The sequence below is a fragment of the Streptomyces sp. NPDC001450 genome, from assembly GCF_053597295.1.
This window is the reverse complement of sequence record NZ_JBSFHY010000002.1, coordinates 93,118-110,436: the sequence shown is the minus strand read 5'-3', so window position 1 is coordinate 110,436 and position 17,319 is coordinate 93,118. Positions and strand designations below refer to the sequence as shown.

At 72.7% G+C, this 17,319-nt stretch carries 14 protein-coding genes and 4 pseudogenes; 10 read left to right on the top strand and 8 right to left on the bottom strand.

Annotation, left to right across the window (positions count from 1 at the left end):
- Positions 1-24: 24 nt before the first annotated feature.
- The 5 genes and pseudogenes from ACWC5O_RS02355 to ACWC5O_RS02335 form a co-directional block, all read right to left on the bottom strand.
- Positions 25-840 carry an inositol monophosphatase family protein gene (locus ACWC5O_RS02355; RefSeq protein WP_450581994.1) on the bottom strand — a complete coding sequence of 272 codons (816 nt, stop codon included), beginning with the start codon at positions 838-840 and terminating at the stop codon, positions 25-27.
- A gap of 49 nt (positions 841-889) precedes the next feature.
- Positions 890-2,701: an RICIN domain-containing protein gene (locus tag ACWC5O_RS02350; RefSeq protein WP_450581995.1), complete on the bottom strand. Its 1,812-nt coding sequence runs from the start codon at positions 2,699-2,701 to the stop codon at positions 890-892.
- Between the two features lie 113 nt (positions 2,702-2,814).
- Positions 2,815-3,990, bottom strand: coding sequence for an FAD-dependent oxidoreductase (locus ACWC5O_RS02345; RefSeq protein WP_450581997.1), 1,176 nt, complete (start codon positions 3,988-3,990; stop codon positions 2,815-2,817).
- A gap of 146 nt (positions 3,991-4,136) precedes the next feature.
- Positions 4,137-4,838, bottom strand: a complete 702-nt coding sequence (locus ACWC5O_RS02340; protein ID WP_450581999.1) for an SDR family oxidoreductase — start codon at positions 4,836-4,838, stop codon at positions 4,137-4,139.
- Positions 4,839-5,067: 229 nt separating this feature from the next.
- A pseudogene (locus ACWC5O_RS02335) lies at positions 5,068-5,196 on the bottom strand (hypothetical protein); the annotation flags it as partial.
- Between ACWC5O_RS02335 and ACWC5O_RS02330 the strand changes: the two are divergent.
- From ACWC5O_RS02330 to ACWC5O_RS02300, 7 genes are all read left to right on the top strand, one after another.
- Positions 5,164-5,379 carry a hypothetical protein gene (locus ACWC5O_RS02330; RefSeq protein WP_450582000.1) on the top strand — a complete coding sequence of 72 codons (216 nt, stop codon included), beginning with the start codon at positions 5,164-5,166 and terminating at the stop codon, positions 5,377-5,379. The pseudogene ACWC5O_RS02335 and the gene ACWC5O_RS02330 overlap by 33 nt on opposite strands.
- 265 nt (positions 5,380-5,644) lie before the next feature.
- On the top strand, positions 5,645-6,553 hold the full coding sequence (locus ACWC5O_RS02325) for an ABC transporter substrate-binding protein (RefSeq protein ID WP_450582001.1): 909 nt from the start codon (positions 5,645-5,647) through the stop codon (positions 6,551-6,553).
- On the top strand, positions 6,550-7,362 hold the full coding sequence (locus ACWC5O_RS02320) for an ABC transporter permease (RefSeq protein ID WP_450582003.1): 813 nt from the start codon (positions 6,550-6,552) through the stop codon (positions 7,360-7,362). The genes ACWC5O_RS02325 and ACWC5O_RS02320 overlap by 4 nt, the downstream gene beginning before the upstream one ends.
- Complete coding sequence (locus tag ACWC5O_RS02315; protein ID WP_450582005.1) at positions 7,359-8,201, top strand: ABC transporter permease; 843 nt, start codon at positions 7,359-7,361, stop codon at positions 8,199-8,201. The genes ACWC5O_RS02320 and ACWC5O_RS02315 overlap by 4 nt, the downstream gene beginning before the upstream one ends.
- Positions 8,198-9,802: a benzoylformate decarboxylase gene (gene mdlC / locus ACWC5O_RS02310; RefSeq protein ID WP_450582006.1), complete on the top strand. Its 1,605-nt coding sequence runs from the start codon at positions 8,198-8,200 to the stop codon at positions 9,800-9,802. Before ACWC5O_RS02315 ends, mdlC begins: the two co-directional genes overlap by 4 nt.
- A 3-nt stretch (positions 9,803-9,805) precedes the next feature.
- Positions 9,806-10,558: an ABC transporter ATP-binding protein gene (locus tag ACWC5O_RS02305; protein ID WP_450582008.1), complete on the top strand. Its 753-nt coding sequence runs from the start codon at positions 9,806-9,808 to the stop codon at positions 10,556-10,558.
- 323 nt (positions 10,559-10,881) lie between these two features.
- A complete protein-coding gene (locus tag ACWC5O_RS02300; protein ID WP_450582009.1) occupies positions 10,882-11,139 on the top strand; it encodes an acetyl-CoA synthetase in 258 nt (85 codons plus the stop codon).
- Between the two features lie 45 nt (positions 11,140-11,184).
- Here ACWC5O_RS02300 and ACWC5O_RS02295 read toward each other — a convergent pair whose 3' ends face one another.
- The 3 genes and pseudogenes from ACWC5O_RS02295 to ACWC5O_RS02285 all read right to left on the bottom strand — a co-directional run.
- Positions 11,185-13,836, bottom strand: coding sequence for a glycosyl hydrolase (locus ACWC5O_RS02295; protein ID WP_450582011.1), 2,652 nt, complete (start codon positions 13,834-13,836; stop codon positions 11,185-11,187).
- A 164-nt stretch (positions 13,837-14,000) separates the two neighbouring features.
- Positions 14,001-15,107: a GNAT family N-acetyltransferase gene (locus ACWC5O_RS02290; RefSeq protein ID WP_450582012.1), complete on the bottom strand. Its 1,107-nt coding sequence runs from the start codon at positions 15,105-15,107 to the stop codon at positions 14,001-14,003.
- A gap of 360 nt (positions 15,108-15,467) precedes the next feature.
- Positions 15,468-15,584, bottom strand: a pseudogene (locus ACWC5O_RS02285) (MmyB family transcriptional regulator); the annotation flags it as partial.
- A gap of 2 nt (positions 15,585-15,586) precedes the next feature.
- Between ACWC5O_RS02285 and ACWC5O_RS02280 the strand changes: the two are divergent.
- The 3 genes and pseudogenes from ACWC5O_RS02280 to ACWC5O_RS02270 all read left to right on the top strand — a co-directional run.
- A pseudogene (locus ACWC5O_RS02280) lies at positions 15,587-15,742 on the top strand (SDR family oxidoreductase); the annotation flags it as partial.
- A gap of 63 nt (positions 15,743-15,805) precedes the next feature.
- Positions 15,806-16,450, top strand: a pseudogene (locus ACWC5O_RS02275) (SDR family NAD(P)-dependent oxidoreductase).
- A 169-nt stretch (positions 16,451-16,619) separates the two neighbouring features.
- Entirely contained in the window at positions 16,620-17,048 is a 429-nt protein-coding gene (locus tag ACWC5O_RS02270; RefSeq protein ID WP_450582014.1) for a PaaI family thioesterase, read from the top strand.
- The last annotated feature ends 271 nt before the right edge of the window (positions 17,049-17,319 follow it).

The window sequence follows — 17,319 nt, the reverse complement described above, 5'->3', positions numbered from 1 at the left end:
CCTCCGAAGGCGTGCCGGATCGCGCTACACCTGCTGCCGTGTCTGGTTCCCGGCCATCTCCAGCAGTGCGGCGTGCGTCTCCGGGTCGGCGGCCACGATCAGCCCGCCCGCGCCGGTGTGCAGGGGCTGGCCGTGGATGCCGGTGACCGTGCAGCCGGCGGCCCGGCACAGGGCGATGCCGGCAGAGAAGTGCACGCTGTCGCGCAGGTCGCCGTCGGTGACGTACGCGGCCCGGCGGCCGGCGGCCACCCAGGCGACCGCGAGGGTCGTGGAGACCACCCGGGGCCGGAACCGCCGCACGAACCCGGGGTCGGCCAGGAGGCGGACCGCCCGGAACCCGGGGGCGTTGGGGAACGGCGGGTCGAGATTGACGTCCACCAGTTGCGAGTCGGGCCTGGGCGCCAACTCCTCGTCCCTGCCGTGGCTTCGGACCCAGGCCCGCTGCCCGTCGGTCCAGAACACCTCGCCGTTGAACGGGTCGGCCGTCGCGGCCGCCGTGATCTCGTCGCCCGCCCGCAGGGCCACGTTCACCCCCACCAGCATGTTCCGCACCGCGTGGTTGAGGGTGCCGCACAGGGGGTCGACGAGCCAGCGGCGCCGCGCCGCGTCGGCGCCGGTGCTGCCGCTCTCCTCCCCCGTCACGGCGTCGTCGGGCCGCGCGGCGCGCAGCACCTCCAGAATGGCCTTCTCCGCCGCGAGGTCCGCCGCCGTCGCGAAGTCGCCGGCGGACTTCTCGAAGCGGGCGAGGGATTGCCCGTACATGTCGCGTACCACGTCCGCGCCCGCCTGGGCGGCCGCCAGGGCCAGGTGGGCGTCGGACTCCCCGTTGTCGATCAGCATGCGGGCAGGACAGGTCCCGGGCCCGCCGGGTCGGCGGGCCCGGAGTCGATCACCGCGTGCGGGCCGGGCCGGTCGGGGTGAGGGCCAGGTTCTGTTCGGCGGCGGTGCGGCCGCCGCCGACGGAACTCCCGCTCGTGTCAGTCCAGTTGCGTGCCGGAGTGGTCTCGGCGCGTCGGCCGGAGGTGCCGGACAGGGCGAGGACGAGGCCGCTGTAGCGGTTGACGAGACGGTAGCCGCCGTCGTCGCAGGCGCAGCGGATCAGGAACCACTGCTGGCCGACGGTCGGCCCGCCGGCCGGTGCCGCGGTGACGGTCGGCCGGGCGCCCCAGGCACGGCCTGCGGTGGTGGCGGAGTCGACGCCCAGCAGACGGCCACTGGCGGCGTTGGCGAGGGTGAAGGCGCCGTCGCCGGTGGCGGTGAAGGTCCACGACTCCCGGGCGGAGCCGGTGGGGGACGCGACGGACGTCGTGCCGGCGCCGCCGGAACTCTGCGCGAGGACCCGGCCCGTGCCACCGGTGATGCGGTAGCGGCGGGTGGTGTCCACCGGTGGCGCGGTGGGCCGGTCGGAGTCGATGGTGACGTCGACGTACTCGCCGGAGGAGTCGTGGGAGCAGCCGAAGGAGCAGTACGAGCGGAAGGTCCTGCCGACGACGGCGGAGCTGGTCCGGTTGGCGGGGTCGAGGAACCAGCGGTACCAGGACGCGTTGGTGTAGCCGCCGGTGTCGCCGATGAGGCGCCACTTCTGGGAGGCCAGGTCGTCGGTGGCGTAGAAGTACTGCGGTGAGTCGCCGCTCTGGTCGACGGCCTGCGGTTCCCCGATGTACAGGCCGAGGTGGGCGTCGTAGGCGATGTTCATGACGAACAGCGGCGAGGTCGGGGGCATCTTGCCGGCCGCGATCTGCTCGGCGGCGGTGCCGGTGCTGGCCGGGTCGTACTCGCCGGAGACAGGGGTGTAGCCGGTGGGGTGATCGGCGTCGACGGGCACGATGTTGCTCTCCCGGCCGCCGGTGCCGGGCTGGGACCAGGAGCCGTCGTACCATTTGCGCCAGGAGCCGGGGGCCATCTTCGCGGAGATCGGGGCGCGGGCCACGTGTTCGTAGAAGGCCTTCCAGCCTCCCTTCTTGTCCACGATCCGGGAGCCGTAATAGACGTAGAAGTACCCGGAGGCGGTGTCCACGTAGAGGCGCTGGTCGCCGTCGCCGTAGGAGTACGTCTGGTTCGGGAAGGCCGTCGAGTCCCCGCGCTGCGTGCCGTACGGGGAGGTCAGGACGTGGTCCTCGATGGTCCAGGTGCGGCCCCGGTCGGTGGAGACGGCGTAGTCGATGGCGTCGTAGTGCAGTCCGTCGCCGAAGGGCTGCGGGGTGAACTCGTTGTGCACCAGGCCGTACCAGTCACCGGTGTCGGGGTCGACCCACACCCCGGACAGGTCGCAGTAGTTCTTCTGGGCGTAGCCGGAGCCGCTCGGGGCGTACGTGGCCTCACGGCCGGTCGGGCTGTTGTTGCACCGCCAGGTGGTGTCGTCGTTGCGGTCGGCGGAGTTGGCCGGGTCGACGGCCTTGCTCAGCGTCTTGTCGAACTTGGCGGTGTCGAAGTCCTTGCCGGTGTAGAAGTCCCAGGTGCGCGGATCCTTGGCGCCGTAGAGGGCGGCGGACTGCTGGTAGTGGAAGGTGCCGTCCTTGTCGGTGTACGGGGTGGCGGGGGTGTCCGTGGGGTGGGTGAACGGCACCGGTGTCCCGACGCTCACGCTGTAGGTCGCGTCGGCGGCCGGGGGCGCGGCGGACGCCGGGGCCGGTGTGCCGCCGCCCAGGGCCAGGGCGGCGGCCGCGGCCAGGGCGCCGCCTGCTCTGCTCAACAGTCGCACGGGTGCTCCTTGTTGCCGAAGGGCCGGTTGCACCGGAACGATCCGGGCCCGGCGGTTGCTCCGGCAATGGACTCCCATGCTCCGCCTCTTGCACTTTCGCGGCGGCGCGCCGCTCAGCGCTCCCCGTGGACGCCGGCCGGGAGCGGTGTCTCCCAGGCCAGTTGGCGGATCAGCTCGTCATCGGCACGAGAGGCGCCGGGAGCTGCGGAACCGGCGCGTGCGGGGGTGTGGGTGCCGCGGGAGATGCCGCCGCTGACGGTGATGTTGTGCTCGACACGCGGGCGGCGGTGCTGCTCGTAGACGGCGAACGCGGTGCGTGGACCGGGGGTGTCGCGCAGGGCCTTGGCGAGGACGACGGCGTCCTCGAGCGCCATCGAGGCACCCTGTCCGGTGGCCGGCGAGGCCGCGTGGGCCGCGTCGCCGATGAGGAGGACCCGGCCCACGTGCCAGGGCGTGCCGAGCGGCATCTCGGCGGCGTTGACGACCATCATGCGGTCGGCGCAGGCCGCGACGATGTCGCCGGCCGGGCCGGCGCCCTCGCGCAGCAGGGCGAGCAGTTCCTCGCGCCGGTCACCGACCGCGCGGTACGCGGGACGGCCGGCGGGCAGCGGGTCGCCGGCGACGCGCGCGAACCAGTACGTCTCCCCCGTCGGCGAGACCGCGTATCCGAAGGCGGATCTGCTGCCCCGCACCATGGTGATGGCGCCGGTGTCCTCGGCCGCGGGAGTGCCGTCCGTGTAGCCGTAGAAGACGCGCTGGCCCGCGTACCGTGGCTCCGCCGCGAGGGCGGCGACATGGCCGCGCACGGCCGAGTTGAGGCCGTCCGCGCCGATCAGCAGGTCTCCGGTGGCGGTGCTGCCGTCGGCGAAGTGCGCGGCGACGCCGTCGCAGCCGTCGTCCACGGACACCAGGCGGGCGCCGTGGCGCACGGCAATGCCGCGCCGGGCGGCTTCGGCCTGCAGGGCCGCGTTCAGCTCGCCGCGGCGCAGGCAGCGGTAGCACAGGGCGGGGTCGTCCGCCCCTGCGAGCGGGGCGTGCGTCACCTCGGTGCCCGCGCCGTCGAGCAGGCGCAGGGAAGTCAGCGGAAAACCGACGGCCGTGACGGCGTCCGTGGCGTCGAGCTGGGCCAGGGCGCGCATGCCGTTCGTCGCCAGGGTCAGGAAGGCGCCGATGTCCTCGGCGGTGTCGGGGTGCGCCTCGAAGAGGGCCACGTCGTGACCGGCCTTGTGCAGGCCCAGCGCGGCCGCCGTGCCCGCGATGCCGCCGCCGATCACCAGTATGCGTGCCATCGGATCCACCCCACCGTCCCGTTCCGGTACCTCGACCGGTGGCACAGGTACGCCATGAACGGCCGCGCGGGCAAGAACGCGGTGTCACATCCGGACGCGTCCGGGGGCCTGAGCTGTGTCACGCCCCAACGGCGCGGACTGCGGGCTCACTTGGCGAGCTGCTGGTACATCGAGACGAGGTCCCGCGAGAGGACCGACTTGACCCAGCGGGTGGTGTCGTCGCCGAGCACCTCGTGCGCCCCGGACTCGATGCCGTCGAGGGCGGCCACCGCGATGTCGTGGGCGTTCGCCTTCGGGGCGTCGAGTCCGGCCGTCATGTCGGTGTCGACGTACGCCATGTGCAGGCCCGTCACCTGGATGCCGCGGGACTGGAGGTCCAGGCGCAGGCTGTTGGTCTGTGACCACAGGGCGGCCTTGGTGGAGCTGTAGCTGCTGCCGTCGGCGAGCCAGGACAGGGCGGAGTGGACGTTCAGGATGTGGCCGCCGCCGTTGCGCTCGATGACCGGCACGAAGGCGCGGGTGAGGAGCAGCGGGCCGTAGTAGTTGACCTCGAACTCGCGGCGGACGTCCTCCAGCGGCGAGGTGAGCACCCGGGCGCCGGTCGAGACGCCGGCGTTGTTGATCAGCACGGTCACGTCCGGCGCCTGCTCGGCCAGGGCCGCCACCGAGGCGGGGTCGGTGACCTCCAGGGGCAGCGGGACGGCCTCGGGGTGGGTGATGGTGCGCGGGTAGCGGGCGGTGGCGTACACCTTCCCGGCTCCCCGCGCGTACAGCTCCTCGACGAGAGCCCTTCCGATGCCCCGGCTGCCGCCGGTGACGAGGACGACGGAGTTCTTGAGTGCGGTCACGGCAGTCTCCAGACAGGTGAAACCGATCGGTTTCCAACATGGTAAACCGATCGGTTTCCGAGCTCGGGACGGGGGTGACCCAGGGGTGCGGAGCGGGCGGCTCCCCGGCCAGGTCCGGCAGGAGCCGGGCGACGGTCACCGTGGGGTAGTCCTTGTGGGCGTGCCGGCGGTCGAGGGTCTCGGCCGCGGCTTCGGCGAAGGTGCCGGGCAGTCCGGTGTCCCGCCAGGCCTGGGCGATCTCCCGCATCTCCGGCTCCCAGCGCCAGGCGCGGGCCCGGCGCCCGCCAGGCGTTCCCGGCCGCGCCAGCGGGGTGCCGGACAGCAGGTGGGCCGCCAGGTCCAGCAGGTCGTCCAGCACGTCGTGGCCGTCGGCGAGGGCGCGGGCCTGGGCGGCCAGGGCGTACGAGATCTTGTTGCAGGCGGCGAAAGCCGGCTTCAGCGCGGACGCCCGCCCGACGGGGCCGTCCAGCGCGACCGGGGTGAGCAGCGTGCCGTGGCGCCGATCTCTGCCGTCGCCCGGGGGCTGATCGCGTTGGCGTAGACGTAGATCCCCCACCACACCCTTGCTCCCGCAATCACGGCCTGCGCCGCCACGCCCGCGCCCATGGCACCGGGGTGCACGATTCCCACGTCTCGCCCAGTCATGCCGGACCCTGACGCCCCTACAACGCTTCGCTTTTCTCCAAAGGCCGACGAAAACCACCACCCCGCATGTAGCGATCACGGCATTCACGGGTACGCATGCCCGTATGGCGTTACGTCGATCACGATCGGGACGACCCAGGTTCGCGGCGGCCGTCGCCGCCGTGGCACTCATCCTCGCGGGCTGTGAGAGCGCGGGCTCCTCCTCCGGCCACGGGCGTCAGGAGCTGACCGTGGCGGCTCTGCCACTCACCGACTCGGCGGCCCTCTATCTCGCCCGGGACCGGGGACTGTTCGCCAAGGAGGGCCTGGACGTGCGCATCCGGCCCGTGCAGCAGAGTGTCCAGGCGCTGCCCGCGCTGATCAAGGGCCAGGTGAGCGTGATCGCGAGCGCGAACTACGTCACCTACCTCCAGGCGTACGAGAAGGGCACCCTGGACCTGCGCATCCTCGCCGAGGGCGTCCGGATCGCCCCGCACATGATGGACGTCCTGGTACCCAAGGGCTCGGCGATCAGGACTCCGGCGGACCTCGCGGGCAGGAAGGTCGCCGTCGCCGTCCTCAACAACATCCAGTCGCTGACCCTGAACGCGATCCTCGCCGCCAAGGGCGCCGGCCGGCCCGTCTACCGGCAGATCCTCTTCCCGCAGATGGGCCCCGCCCTGGAGCAGGGCCAGGTGGACGCCGTCCACGCCGTCGAGCCCTTCGACAGCGCGATCCAGGGCGAGTTGGGTGCCCGGGTGCTGCTGGACGGGGGCTCACCGCCGGTGCGGGGTCTGCCCGCCAGCGGGTACGTCACCACGCGGGACTTCGTGCAGAAGCACCCGAAGGCGGCAGCGGGTTTCCGGCGCGCCATCGAGGCCGCCTCGAAGATCGCCGCCCGGGACCCGGGGGCCGTACGCGCCGAGCTGCCGAAGTACACCAAGGTGACGGCGGACCAGGCCAGGTCGATCCACCTGCCGACGTACCCGGTGACCGCCGACCCCGCGCAACTGCGCCGTCTCGTCCGGCTCATGCGCGACCAGGGCCTGCTGAAGAAGGACGTCGACCCGGCGCCCCTGCTGGCCCGATGACACGGCGCCAGGAGTTCCTGCTCGGCGTCCTCGGCGCGGTGCTGGCCTTCGGCGTCTGCGAGGCGGTCAGCCGGGCCGGGATCGTCCGGCGCAGCTATCTGCCGCCCGCGTCCGAAGTCGTGGCCCGGGCCGCGTGGTTGGCGGGCGACGGGACGTTCCTCGACGGGATCGGGGCCACGCTGCGGGCCTGGGCGCTGGGCCTCGGTCTCGCCTGTGCGATCGCCGTACCGCTGGGGCTGCTGCTGGGCGCGGTGCCGGTCCTGGAGGCCGCCGTGCGCGCGGTCGTGGAGTTCCTGCGGCCGCTGCCGTCCGTCGCGTTGATCCCGCTGGTGTCGCTGCTGCTCGGGTCGGGCACCGGTGCGGAGGTGACGCTGATCGCGTACGCGTCCGTGTGGCCGGTGCTGTTCAACACCGTCTACGGCCTCGCCGAGACCGATGCCCTGGCCAAGGACACCCTGCGGGCCTTCGGCTTCGGGCGGCTCGGGGTGCTGCTGCGGGTGGAACTGCCGGGCACCGCCCCGTTCATCGCCGCCGGGGTGCGGATCTCCGCCGCGGTCGCCCTCATCCTGGCCGTCGCCTCCGAGATCCTCTCCGGGTTCGGCGAGGGGCTGGGCATCTTCATCGCCCAGGCACAGACGGCCACGGACGGCACCCGGGACGTCCTGGCGGGCGTCCTGTGGGCAGGGATCCTCGGGCTGGTGGTCAACGGCCTTCTGGTCGGCGCGGAGCGGCGATTGTTCGCGTGGGCCCATGAACCCCGTGGCGAACAGCGGCGGTTCGGGCCGGGACGGCAAGGGACCGGCGCATGACGGCGGCGGACGCACAGCTCGGCCGCCGGACGCTGCGCGGCACGGCGACCCACCGGGCCCGTACCGCCGTACCCTTCCTGCTGCGCTGGTCGGTGTTCCTGCTCGCCGTCGCCTGCTGGGAGGCGGCCGCCCGCGCGCACGGCAGTGTGTACTTCCCGACTCCGCTGCGCATCGCCCGCCACGCCCACGACCTGTGGTTCTCCGGGCCCGTCGGGCATCTCTTCCTCACCACGGCGGCCGTCGACAACATCCTGCCCAGCCTCGGCCGGATGGCCGCCGGCTTCGTGACCGCCGCCGTCGCCGGAATACTGCTGGGCATCGCGGTGGGCCGCTCGCGGCGGGCGTACGCGCTGTGCAACCCGGTGCTCCAGTTCGCACGGGCCGTACCGCCGCCCGCCCTGGTGCCGGTGTTCGTCGTCGTCTTCGACTTCGGTACGCCGATGCAGGTGGCGTCGATCGCGTTCAGTGCCGTGTGGCCGGTGCTGGTCAACGCGGCGGAGGGCGCCCGGGCCACGGATCCACTGCGGCTGGAGGTGGGGGCGGTGCTGCGGCTGACGGGGCCCGAGCGGCTGTGGTTCCTCGTCCTGCCGTCCGCGCTGCCCCGGATCTTCGCCGGGCTCCGGCTGAGCCTGTCGCTGTGCCTGATCCTGATGGTCTTCTCGGAGCTGCTGCCGGGCACGGCCGACGGGATCGGCTTCACGCTCACCGACGCCCAGTCGCGTTCCGACCTGCTCACCGTGTGGGCCGCGCTGATGCTGCTCGGCGTGCTCGGGTATCTCCTCAACACCGGACTGCTCGCGGTCGAGAGGCGGATCGCCGGCCCAAGGAGGGCTTCGTGACGGCAACGGTGCGCGACGCGGTGGTCCGGTTCCTGCGCGACACCGGCATGACCACCGTCTTCGGCAATCCCGGCTCCACGGAACTGCGCATGTTCCGCGACTGGCCGGACGACTTCACCTATGTGCTCGGCCTGCAGGAGTCGACCGCCGTGGGCATGGCGGCCGGACACGCCCTCGGCACCCGGCGCGCGGCCTTCGTCAGCCTGCACTCGGCCGGCGGGGTGGGACACGCGCTCGGCGCCGTCTTCAACGCCTTCCGCGACCGGGTGCCCCTGGTCGTCGTGGCGGGCCAGCAGGCGCGTTCGCTGATCCAGCTGCGGCCGTTCCTCGGCGCCGACGAACCGGCCCTGTTCCCGCGCCCGTACGTGAAGTCCGCCCGCCAGCCGGAGCGGGCCGAGGACGTGCCGGCCGTGCTCGCCGAGGCGTACCGGATCGCGATGACGCCGCCGCGCGGCCCGGTCTTCGTCTCCGTGCCCGAGGACGACTGGGACCGGCCCGCCGAGACCGTCACGCCCCGCACGGTGCACTCCGCGTTCACGGCCGACCCGGACGCCCTCGCCGCGCTCGCCGCCCGGCTCGGCTCGTGCGCCCGTCCGGCCCTGGTGGTCGGCCCCGGTGTGGACGACGAGGACGCGCTGGAGGAGGTCCGGGGGCTGGCCGAGCGGATCCGCGCCGGGGTGTGGATCAGCCCCCTGTCCGGCCGCTCCGGGTTCCCGGAGTCGCACCCGCTGTTCCAGGGGTTCCTGCCTCCGGTCGCCGGGCCGCTGGCCGTGCGCCTGGCGCCGTACGACGTGGTGGTCGCCCTGGGCGCCCCGGTGTTCACGTACCACGTGACCGACGGCGGGCCGCCCCTGGCACCGGGCACCGACCTCTTCCATCTGGACTGCGATCCGGGCCAGGCCGCCTGGCTGCCCACCGGCACCAGCATCCTGACGACCCTGCGGCCCGCCCTGACCCGGCTCACGGAGCTGCTGAAGGAATCGGACCGCGACCCGCCGCCGCCCCGAGCCGCTCCCCCGGCCGCCCGCGCCGCCGAACACATCACCCCGGAGCTGTTCTTCGACCTGCTCGCCGCCCGGCTGCCGCGTGACCGGGTGCTCGTCGAGGAGGCCCCCAGTCACCGGGACGCCCTGCACGCGCGCGTGCCCGTCGACCTGAGCGGCGGCTTCCTCACCACGGGCAGCGGAGCGCTCGGCTGGGGCCTGCCGCTGGCGGTGGGCCGCGCGCTCGCCGACGGACGCCGGCTGGTGTGCGTGGTCGGCGACGGCTCGGCGCTGTACTCCGTGCAGGCACTGTGGAGCGCGGCCCGGTACGCGGCGCCGGTCACCTACGTCCTCCTGGAGAACGGCGGTTACGCGGCCGTCCGCGCGCTGGGCCGCCGGATCGGTGTCGAACCCGTCCCCGGCACGGACGTCGGCGGCATCGACTTCGCGGCCCTCGCCGAGTCGTTCGGCTGCCCGGCGGCCCGTGCCGAGCACCCCGACGAGCTGTCGGCCGCCCTGGACCACGCCCTGGGCCGGGGCGACGACGTGGGCCCGTTCCTGCTCCAGCTGCGGGTGGCCGGCAGCGTGGGCACCCTGTACGAGCCCTGGGCCGGGTGACGGATGCTGCGCCTCGACTCGATGACCCGCCGCTTCGGCGACCACCTCGTACTGGACCGCATCGACCTCACCGTGCCCGAGGGCCAGCTGCTGAGCGTGGTCGGGCCGTCGGGCTGCGGAAAGTCCACGCTGTTGCGCACCATCGCCGGGCTGCTGCCCGCGGACGAGGGCACGATCCAGATCGACGGCGCACCGGTGACCGGCGTGCCCGACCGGCTCGCGGTCGTGTTCCAGGAGTACGGCCGCTCGCTGCTGCCCTGGCTCACCGTCCGCGACAACGTGGCCCTGCCGCTGCGGCGCCGGGGCCTCGGCCGGGCCGCGCGGCACGCCGAGGCCGAGGCCATCCTGGAACGCGTCGGCCTGCACGGGGTGGCCGGCCGGCATCCGCGGCAGCTCTCCGGCGGCATGCAGCAGCGCGTCGCCATCGCCCGCGCGTTGGTCTGCCGCCCCTCCCTGCTGCTCATGGACGAGCCGTTCGGCTCCCTGGACGCCCGTACCCGCGAGGACCTGGAGGACCTGCTCCTCGAAGTGCACCGCGCCGACGGCACCACCATCCTGTTCGTCACCCACGACATCGACGAGAGCGTGTACGTCGGCGACCGTGTCGTCGTCCTGTCCCCCGGCCCCGGCTCCCGCGTCGTACGAGACCTGCCGGTCGACCTGCCCGGCAAGCGCGACCAGATCACCACGCGGAGCCTGCCCGGCTTCGTGGCGCTGCGCACGGAGGTGGGCCGGGCGGTGCGACAGGGGGACTGAGGCGGGGGCATCCTGGGAGGCGTACCGGGAGGCCGGGAGGTGTGGGCATGCGGTGGTGGGCCGGTGGGTGCGTGGTGGCCGCGGTCGTGGTGCTGGCGGGGTGCGGGGCGCCGGCCGGCGGGAACGGGGCAACGGGTACGGGGGCGTCCGGGAGTGGCTCGCCGCGGCCGTCGTCCCCGGCTCGCCCCTCCGAGTCGTCCGGCGGTGCGGCATCGCCCACGGCTGCTTCCTCCACGTCGGCCGGAAGCTGTGCCGCCGGGCACGTGGAGGTCACCGTCTCCCCAGGTGACCGGGTCCGGGGGCTGTGTGTACGGCCCGGCGCCGTGGTGACGCTGCTTCTGCGGCCACGGCTGGACGACAAGCGCTGGACGGCTGTGCTGAGTTCCCTGCCCGCCCTTGTCGTGCCCGCAGGCTGGCGCGTGGACCCGGACGGCACCGCGCACGCCACCCTGCGCTGCGCGGGCACCCGGGGCGGTGCCGCCCGGGTCACCGTCTCGGCGAAGGCGCCGGACGTGGCGGGTGCCCCGCGGGGCGTCTTCACGCTGGACGTGAACGTGGTGCCGTACCCGCAGAACGGGTGACCCCAGGGACAGCGGGGTCACCCGTTCCTCACTCGTCCGCGCTGCTCAGTCGAGGTCGCGGAGCCTGATGGTGTAGATGCCCCGGCCGTGGGTGGCCGCGTACAGGGTGCCGCCGTCGGGGCTCGTCCTGAGCTGGAGGACCGCCACGGCAGGGAGATCACCGACGCGCTGCCACGTCCTGCAGCCCGGTGCGCGGTAGACGACGCCGAGGTCGGTGGCCACGGCGAGGCCGCCGTCCGCCGTCACCAGGGCGGAGTCGGTCGGCACGTCGGGGAGGTTCGCCGAGATGTCCTTCCAGGTGGTGCCGCCGTCCGTGGACTCGAAGACATGGCCGACGCCCGCGCCCGGGCCCTCGGTCCAGTGCCGGGAGAAGCCGTTGACCGCGAGGAAGACGTGGTCGGCGTTCTTCGGGTCGACGGCGAAGCCGCTCAGGTAGCGGTTGGGTACGGTCCCGTCCACCGGCAGGTTGATGTCGTGCCAGCCGGTGCCGTCCGCGTTGCCGACGGCGATGCCGCGGGCGAAGCCCTGGTTGTTGCACGGTCCGCACCAGGCGGCGTAGATCTTCCCGCCGGAGGCGGCGACGGCGGTCGCGACGCGTCCGGCGCCGAAGTCGTGCACGCTCGTCCACTCGGAGCCGCTGCGGATGGCGTAGCCGTGGGTCTGCACCCAGATGTGGCGGCCGCCGGCGATCCAGGTGGAGCCGTTCTTCAGGTCCGTCGCGAGCGGGGCGATGAAGCGGGCCTCGCTGGTGGCGTTGTCGGGCGGGGCGACGCCGTACGAGGTGGCCTTGCCGGCGTCGGTGGTCCAACCACCGTCGTTGACGGCGCAGTTCTGGGTGACCTGGACGGCGAGGTAGACGTACTCCTGGGCGATGTTGCAGCCGTTGGCGGGATCGGTGAGGGTGTCGCCGCCGTCACCGCCGAAGTTGGAGCCCATCACCTTGTCGTCGCCGCGCAGGACGGACTGGCCGTTGTCCTGCAGACCGCCGGTGACGGACAGGCCGCCGTGGTCGAGGTCCTTGCCGATGCCGACGGAGTAGTACTGGAGGGTGTCGATGGTGCCGTCGTTGAGGGACGTCCAGTCGGTGGCATGGCCGGAGGCGTCCTGGGAGCCGTCGACCGGGCGTTTGTAGACACCGCCGTCGTTGCCGACGTACACGAAGCTCTTGCCGTGGTGGCGGCCGATCGCCACGCCGTGCTGGTCGGAGTGGGTGGTCTGGTGGCAGTCGCCGGTCTGCCTGGCGGGGTCGATGCTCCAGCAGGAGAAGGTGAAGTTCCAGTACGGGCCGACGGTGGACCAGGTGGTGCCGCCGTCCTTGGTCTCGTAGACCTCCTCGAGACCGGCGTACACGTGCTGCGGGTCGCTCGGGTCGACGGTGAGGAACTGGTTGTACCAGGCCTGGACGCCCGGCATGTAACCCGGGGAGGTCAGCGCCGAGTTGTCGGCGGCAAGTCCCTTGTAGTCGGCGATCTTCGTCCAGGGGCCGGCCGGGGAGCCGGACTTGGAGACGAAGATGCCCTCCAGGCCGCTGTCCGGGTTGGTGTTCAGCTGCTCCGGCGACTGCTCGATGGCGTAGTAGCGGGAACCGTCGGCGGAGCGGGCGAAGGTGACGTTGCCGACGTTGTCCGCGTCGCCGGGCAGGTCGCCGAGGCCGTTGGTGATCCGCTTCCAGGTGCCGTCGGTCTCGGTGTAGAAGCCGTTGTAGTCGTCGCCGCTGCGCCAGCCGACGGCCAGGACCACCTTGGAGGGGTCCTTCGGGTCGATGGCGATGTCGTTGGCGATGTTCTTGTACGGTGCGCTCGGGTCGTCGGCCTTGGAACCGCCCGGCAGATAGTCGGGGTTGGGCGCGAACTCCAGCTTCCAGGGGCCGCTCAGCTTCTTCGTGGAGTGGCTCCAGACGCCTTCGCTGGTGGCCGCCCACACTTTGCCGCCGCCGAAGCGCAGTTCGTGGATGGTGGTGCTGTCCAGTTCGTCGCCGCCGACCCGGTGGCGCGGGGAGAACGTCCCGTGGTGCGGGTGGGCCAGGACGTAGACGCCGCTGCCGAGGTAGGCGTCCGCGTTCGTGGTGGCCTCGCCGGTGCCCAGCCACAGCCGGCCGGCGCCGTCGAGGGCGAGGGCGCCGGTGGACTGCGCGGGCAGCCGGTCGCTGATGGGCCGCCAGTGGCCGCCTCCGCTGTGCGAGCGCCAGACCCCGCCGCCGGCGCTGCCCGCGTAGACGTAGCCGTCGTCGTCGGCCGCGAGCGCGGCCATCCGGCCGGTCACGTCGCCCGACCCGCCACTGGAGTTGGAGTCGATGTCGCGGTAGCGCACGTCGTCGGAGTTGTACGGCAGGTCGGTGATGTTGCGCCACCTGCCGTCCGTGCTCGGCAGGTTCCGCAGGCCGCGCCAGGCGGCGCCGTACGCGCCCGGTGCGACGACACCGGGCGAGGTGCGGGCTTCCGCGTACTGGTCGGCGCCCTCGGCGATCTCGTCGGCCTCGTTGCCGTCGTCGTCATCGGCCTTGAGGTGCGGGTGCGACGGGGACGCAGCGCCCACCGACTGCTGCCGCTCCTTGGCGAGTTGACCGAGCGTACGGACTCCGAAGGGGCTGACGCCGCCGCGGCCGGAGGCGGCGGACGGGGGTATCGCGACGAGCGCGGCGGACGCGGTGAGCGCCAAGACGGTGAACCACCGTCTTCTGCGGGTCGGCACGGACAACGGGGACCTCCCAGAGGGGCATCGACTGCCGTCGCAGGAGACCCGACCACGCGGACGGGGAAACGTCCCGCCGCTTGACGTGTTTTTGACAAAAACCTGCCAGTAGATAACTGTCCGGCCCGCGATTTTCCAGCGCGGCCGACGCCGGGGGACGTAACTCCGCGTCACTCCCCGCGACCTGACGGGCCGGGCAGGCCCTGGGTGCGCAGTCGGCCCGCCGTCTTCAGCAGGCGGTCGGCGGGCTCGCGCAGCCGGGGATGGGCGAGGACCGTGTTGCGCAGGCCGCGTACCGGTCTGCGCCACAGCCGTTGCGCCATGGCCACGGGGTGGGCGCGGGCGGCGAAGCCCTCGCCGACCCGTAGTTCACGGGTCTTGAGCCAGTCCTTGTACTCCTTGTCGCCGCGCCCCAGGTCGACCAGGGTCACCCCGTTGCGGGCGGCCGCCTCGGCGGTCCTGAGGTGCATCATCAACCCGGGTGAGTAGTAGTGCAGTTCGGGGTCGTACGCGGTGAACCAGGCCGCCAGGACCGTGCTGGAGCGCGGGCCGAAGTGGGCGGCGACCGGGCGGTCCCCGGCGTACAGCACGGACAGCACCCCGGTGAAGTGCTCCTCGCGGACATGGAAGAGGTGGTCCACCAGGTCCACGATCCAGGGCCGCGAGAACCGGTCCATGCGTCCCGTGCGGCGGTACTGGGCGGACTTCCACTCCATGAGTGTGCGCAGGGCCCGCGGGTCCCGCTCGTCGAACTCGAACCGCACCTCGCCGATGTCCCGCCCGAGCCGGCGTTCCTTCTTCAGCGTCGTCTTGGCCAGCCCCGGGTAGGTACCGCGCAGCCACTCGGCGTAGCCGCCGTCGCCGGGCTTGACGTCGATCACCGGTGAGGCGAAGGTTCCGGTGACGTGCGGGGCGAACGGCCGCTGTTCCTGGACGAGATGGTCGAACTCGAAGATGCTGAGCCCGCAGGCGCGCAGCAGATCTCCGGGGTCCCAGGTGACGCCGGGCCGGTGCACCAGGGCCTGGCAGTCGGACAGACCGAGTCCGATGGCCCGGCCGGTGCCCAAGGGCCCCCGCTCGTACGGGAAGAATCCGACGGGTTCCCCGCCCTCCTTCAGGACCGCCACCCGCGCCCCGCCCCGCTGGCGGCCCACCCCCATGGTGAACTCCGGTGCCAGGAACGGGTTGGCGTACTCGGGCGACTCGTCCATCGCCCGGTGCCAGGCGTCGCGCAGCGCGGAGGTCAGGTCACCGGGTCTGTGGATCGTGATCTCCACGTCAGCTCGACCGCCCTTCCGCCTGGTCCGCGAGTGATCTGTCGCGTACGGCACAGGCCGGTACGGCGTGTGGAACATGGCTCTTGGATCGCATGGGCGACCGCTCCCCCCCATGACGCGCCGAGCGCGTCCTGCCATCTCTTCTGCTGACTTCGACTCCCCGCCGTGCGCCAGTGCTCAAACGTCGCGAAACCGCACGCACACTGTCAAGGGTGCCTCAGGCGACGGATGGTCCGCCACGGGTCCGCGGACATCGGTGACGAGTCAGGACGCATGGCGTGCACTGTGCGCCCCCCTTGCCCTCAGCCCGGCCGGTGCTCCGAACGGTCCGCGCCCGCCGTCATGTCCTGGGTGCCGATCTTCGATGATGCCGAGCGCGGGATGGACGATCCGCTTGTGGTCGGTCCGGCGCAGGGCCACGTCCCGCTGCTCCCAGAGCGCGGCGAACTCCTCGCTGCGGCGGCGCAGTGCGGCCGCCAAAGGACGAGCAGACGGTCGCCAAGCTGGCCGCCCAGCCCCCGCTGGAGCGGCTCGGCACGCCCGCCGACATCGCCGAGGTGGTGGCCTTCCTCGCTTCCCCGGCCGGCCACTGGGTCAACGGGCAGGTCGTGCGCGCCAACGGCGGCATCGCCTGACACCTCTCAGCCCTCTCACCCCTCTCTTCGTCTCTCTTCGCCTCTCTTTCTCTGCGAGGAATCATGACCACCGACACTCCCCTGACCGTCCTGGTCACCGGCGCTTCCAGCGGATTCGGCGCGCTGACCGTGCGCGCGCTCGCCGACGCCGGTCACACCGTCTACGCGGGCATCCGGCAGACGGCCACCCGCAACGCGCCGGCCGTGGCCGTACCGGTACGCGGCCGAGCACGGCGTGGCCCTGCACGCGGTCGAACTCGACGTCACCTCCCAGGACTCCGCCGACACCGCCGTCGCCCGGGTCCTGGCCGCCGAGGGCCGCCTGGACGTGCTGGTGCACAACGCGGGCCAGATGGCCACCGGACCCGCCGCGGCCTTCACCCCGGAGCAACTGGCCCAGTCGTACGACGTCAACGTGCTCGGCGCGCAGCGCGTCAACCGGGCCGCGCTGCCCCACCTGCGGGAGCGCGGCGCGGGCCTGCTGGTGTGGATCGGGGGCTCGTCCCGCCGGACGCGGACGTGGCCGATGTCGCCGAGGCCGTCGTCCGTCTGGTGGATCTGCCGGCCGGCCGGCGGCCGCTGCGCACCCACGTCGACCCGAGCCGCGACGGCAGCGAGGTCGTGTCCGCGGTCGCCGACCGGATCCGCGTCCACTTCTTCCGCCGCCCCGGACTCGAGGACCTGCTCACCGCGGGCAGCTCGCTCTGACGTCCGGTCACTCCGACGTTCCCGTCACTCCGACATCCCGTCAACGGGGCGGCGTGCGACCTGGCCATGGCCCAGGAGTCGTCCGAGGACCGACTGGCGCACCCTGCCCGACGGCACCACAGTGGATCACCGTCCGCAGCACCACGGTACCCACGAAAGGCGGTACGTCATGTCCCCCTCCGAGCCCGTCGCCCCGAAGCCCGGTGATCTGCTGGCCGCCATGCCGTTCGCGGCCGGACTGGGCATCGAGTTGCGGGAGGCCACGGCCGAGCGCACCGTCGGGAGCCTGGCCTGGTCGCCGGACGTCTGCACGGCGGGCGGTGCGCTGCACGGCGGAGCGCTGATGGCGCTGGCGGACAGCGTCGGTGCCGTGTGCGCCTACCTCAACCTGCCCGAGGGGGCGTCCGGTACCTCGACGGTGGAGTCCAAGACCAACTTCCTGCGCGCGGTCACCTCCGGCCACGTCCGTGCCACGGCTCGTCCTCTGCACCTCGGCGGCACCCTGCTGGTGGTGCAGACCGACCTGCACGACGACCGGGACCGGCTGGTCGGGCAGACCACGCAGACCCAGATCGTGCTCCGGAAGAACACCGGCTGAGCGTCACCGACACGAAGGCCGGCCCCTGCGGATCGAGGGGCCGGCCTTCGTCGTGCCCGGCCTTGATCCGCACCGCCGTATTGACATGAACCTGCGTCAACCCCGAGGCTTCGTGCGTGAAGTTGCTCGATTGAACCTTGTTTCGATCGCTTCTGCGCAGAAAGCGCAAGGACAGTCAATCCGCGATGGTGCGATGGGAGCTGTTCCGCCGTGCGAAGACTCCGACACCGTGTGCCGTGGCCGGCCTGGGTTCCGCTGGGGCTGGCGACCG

Bases quoted from the DNA above. Each gene is read 5' to 3' on its own strand.
- ACWC5O_RS02355 (WP_450581994.1), bottom strand. From the start codon at position 840: ATGCTGATCGACAACGGGGAGTCCGACGCCCACCTGGCCCTGGCGGCC.
- ACWC5O_RS02345 (WP_450581997.1), bottom strand. From the start codon at position 3,990: ATGGCACGCATACTGGTGATCGGCGGCGGCATCGCGGGCACGGCGGCC.
- ACWC5O_RS02320 (WP_450582003.1), top strand. From the start codon at position 6,550: ATGACACGGCGCCAGGAGTTCCTGCTCGGCGTCCTCGGCGCGGTGCTG.
- ACWC5O_RS02315 (WP_450582005.1), top strand. From the start codon at position 7,359: ATGACGGCGGCGGACGCACAGCTCGGCCGCCGGACGCTGCGCGGCACG.
- ACWC5O_RS02305 (WP_450582008.1), top strand. From the start codon at position 9,806: ATGCTGCGCCTCGACTCGATGACCCGCCGCTTCGGCGACCACCTCGTA.
- ACWC5O_RS02270 (WP_450582014.1), top strand. From the start codon at position 16,620: ATGTCCCCCTCCGAGCCCGTCGCCCCGAAGCCCGGTGATCTGCTGGCC.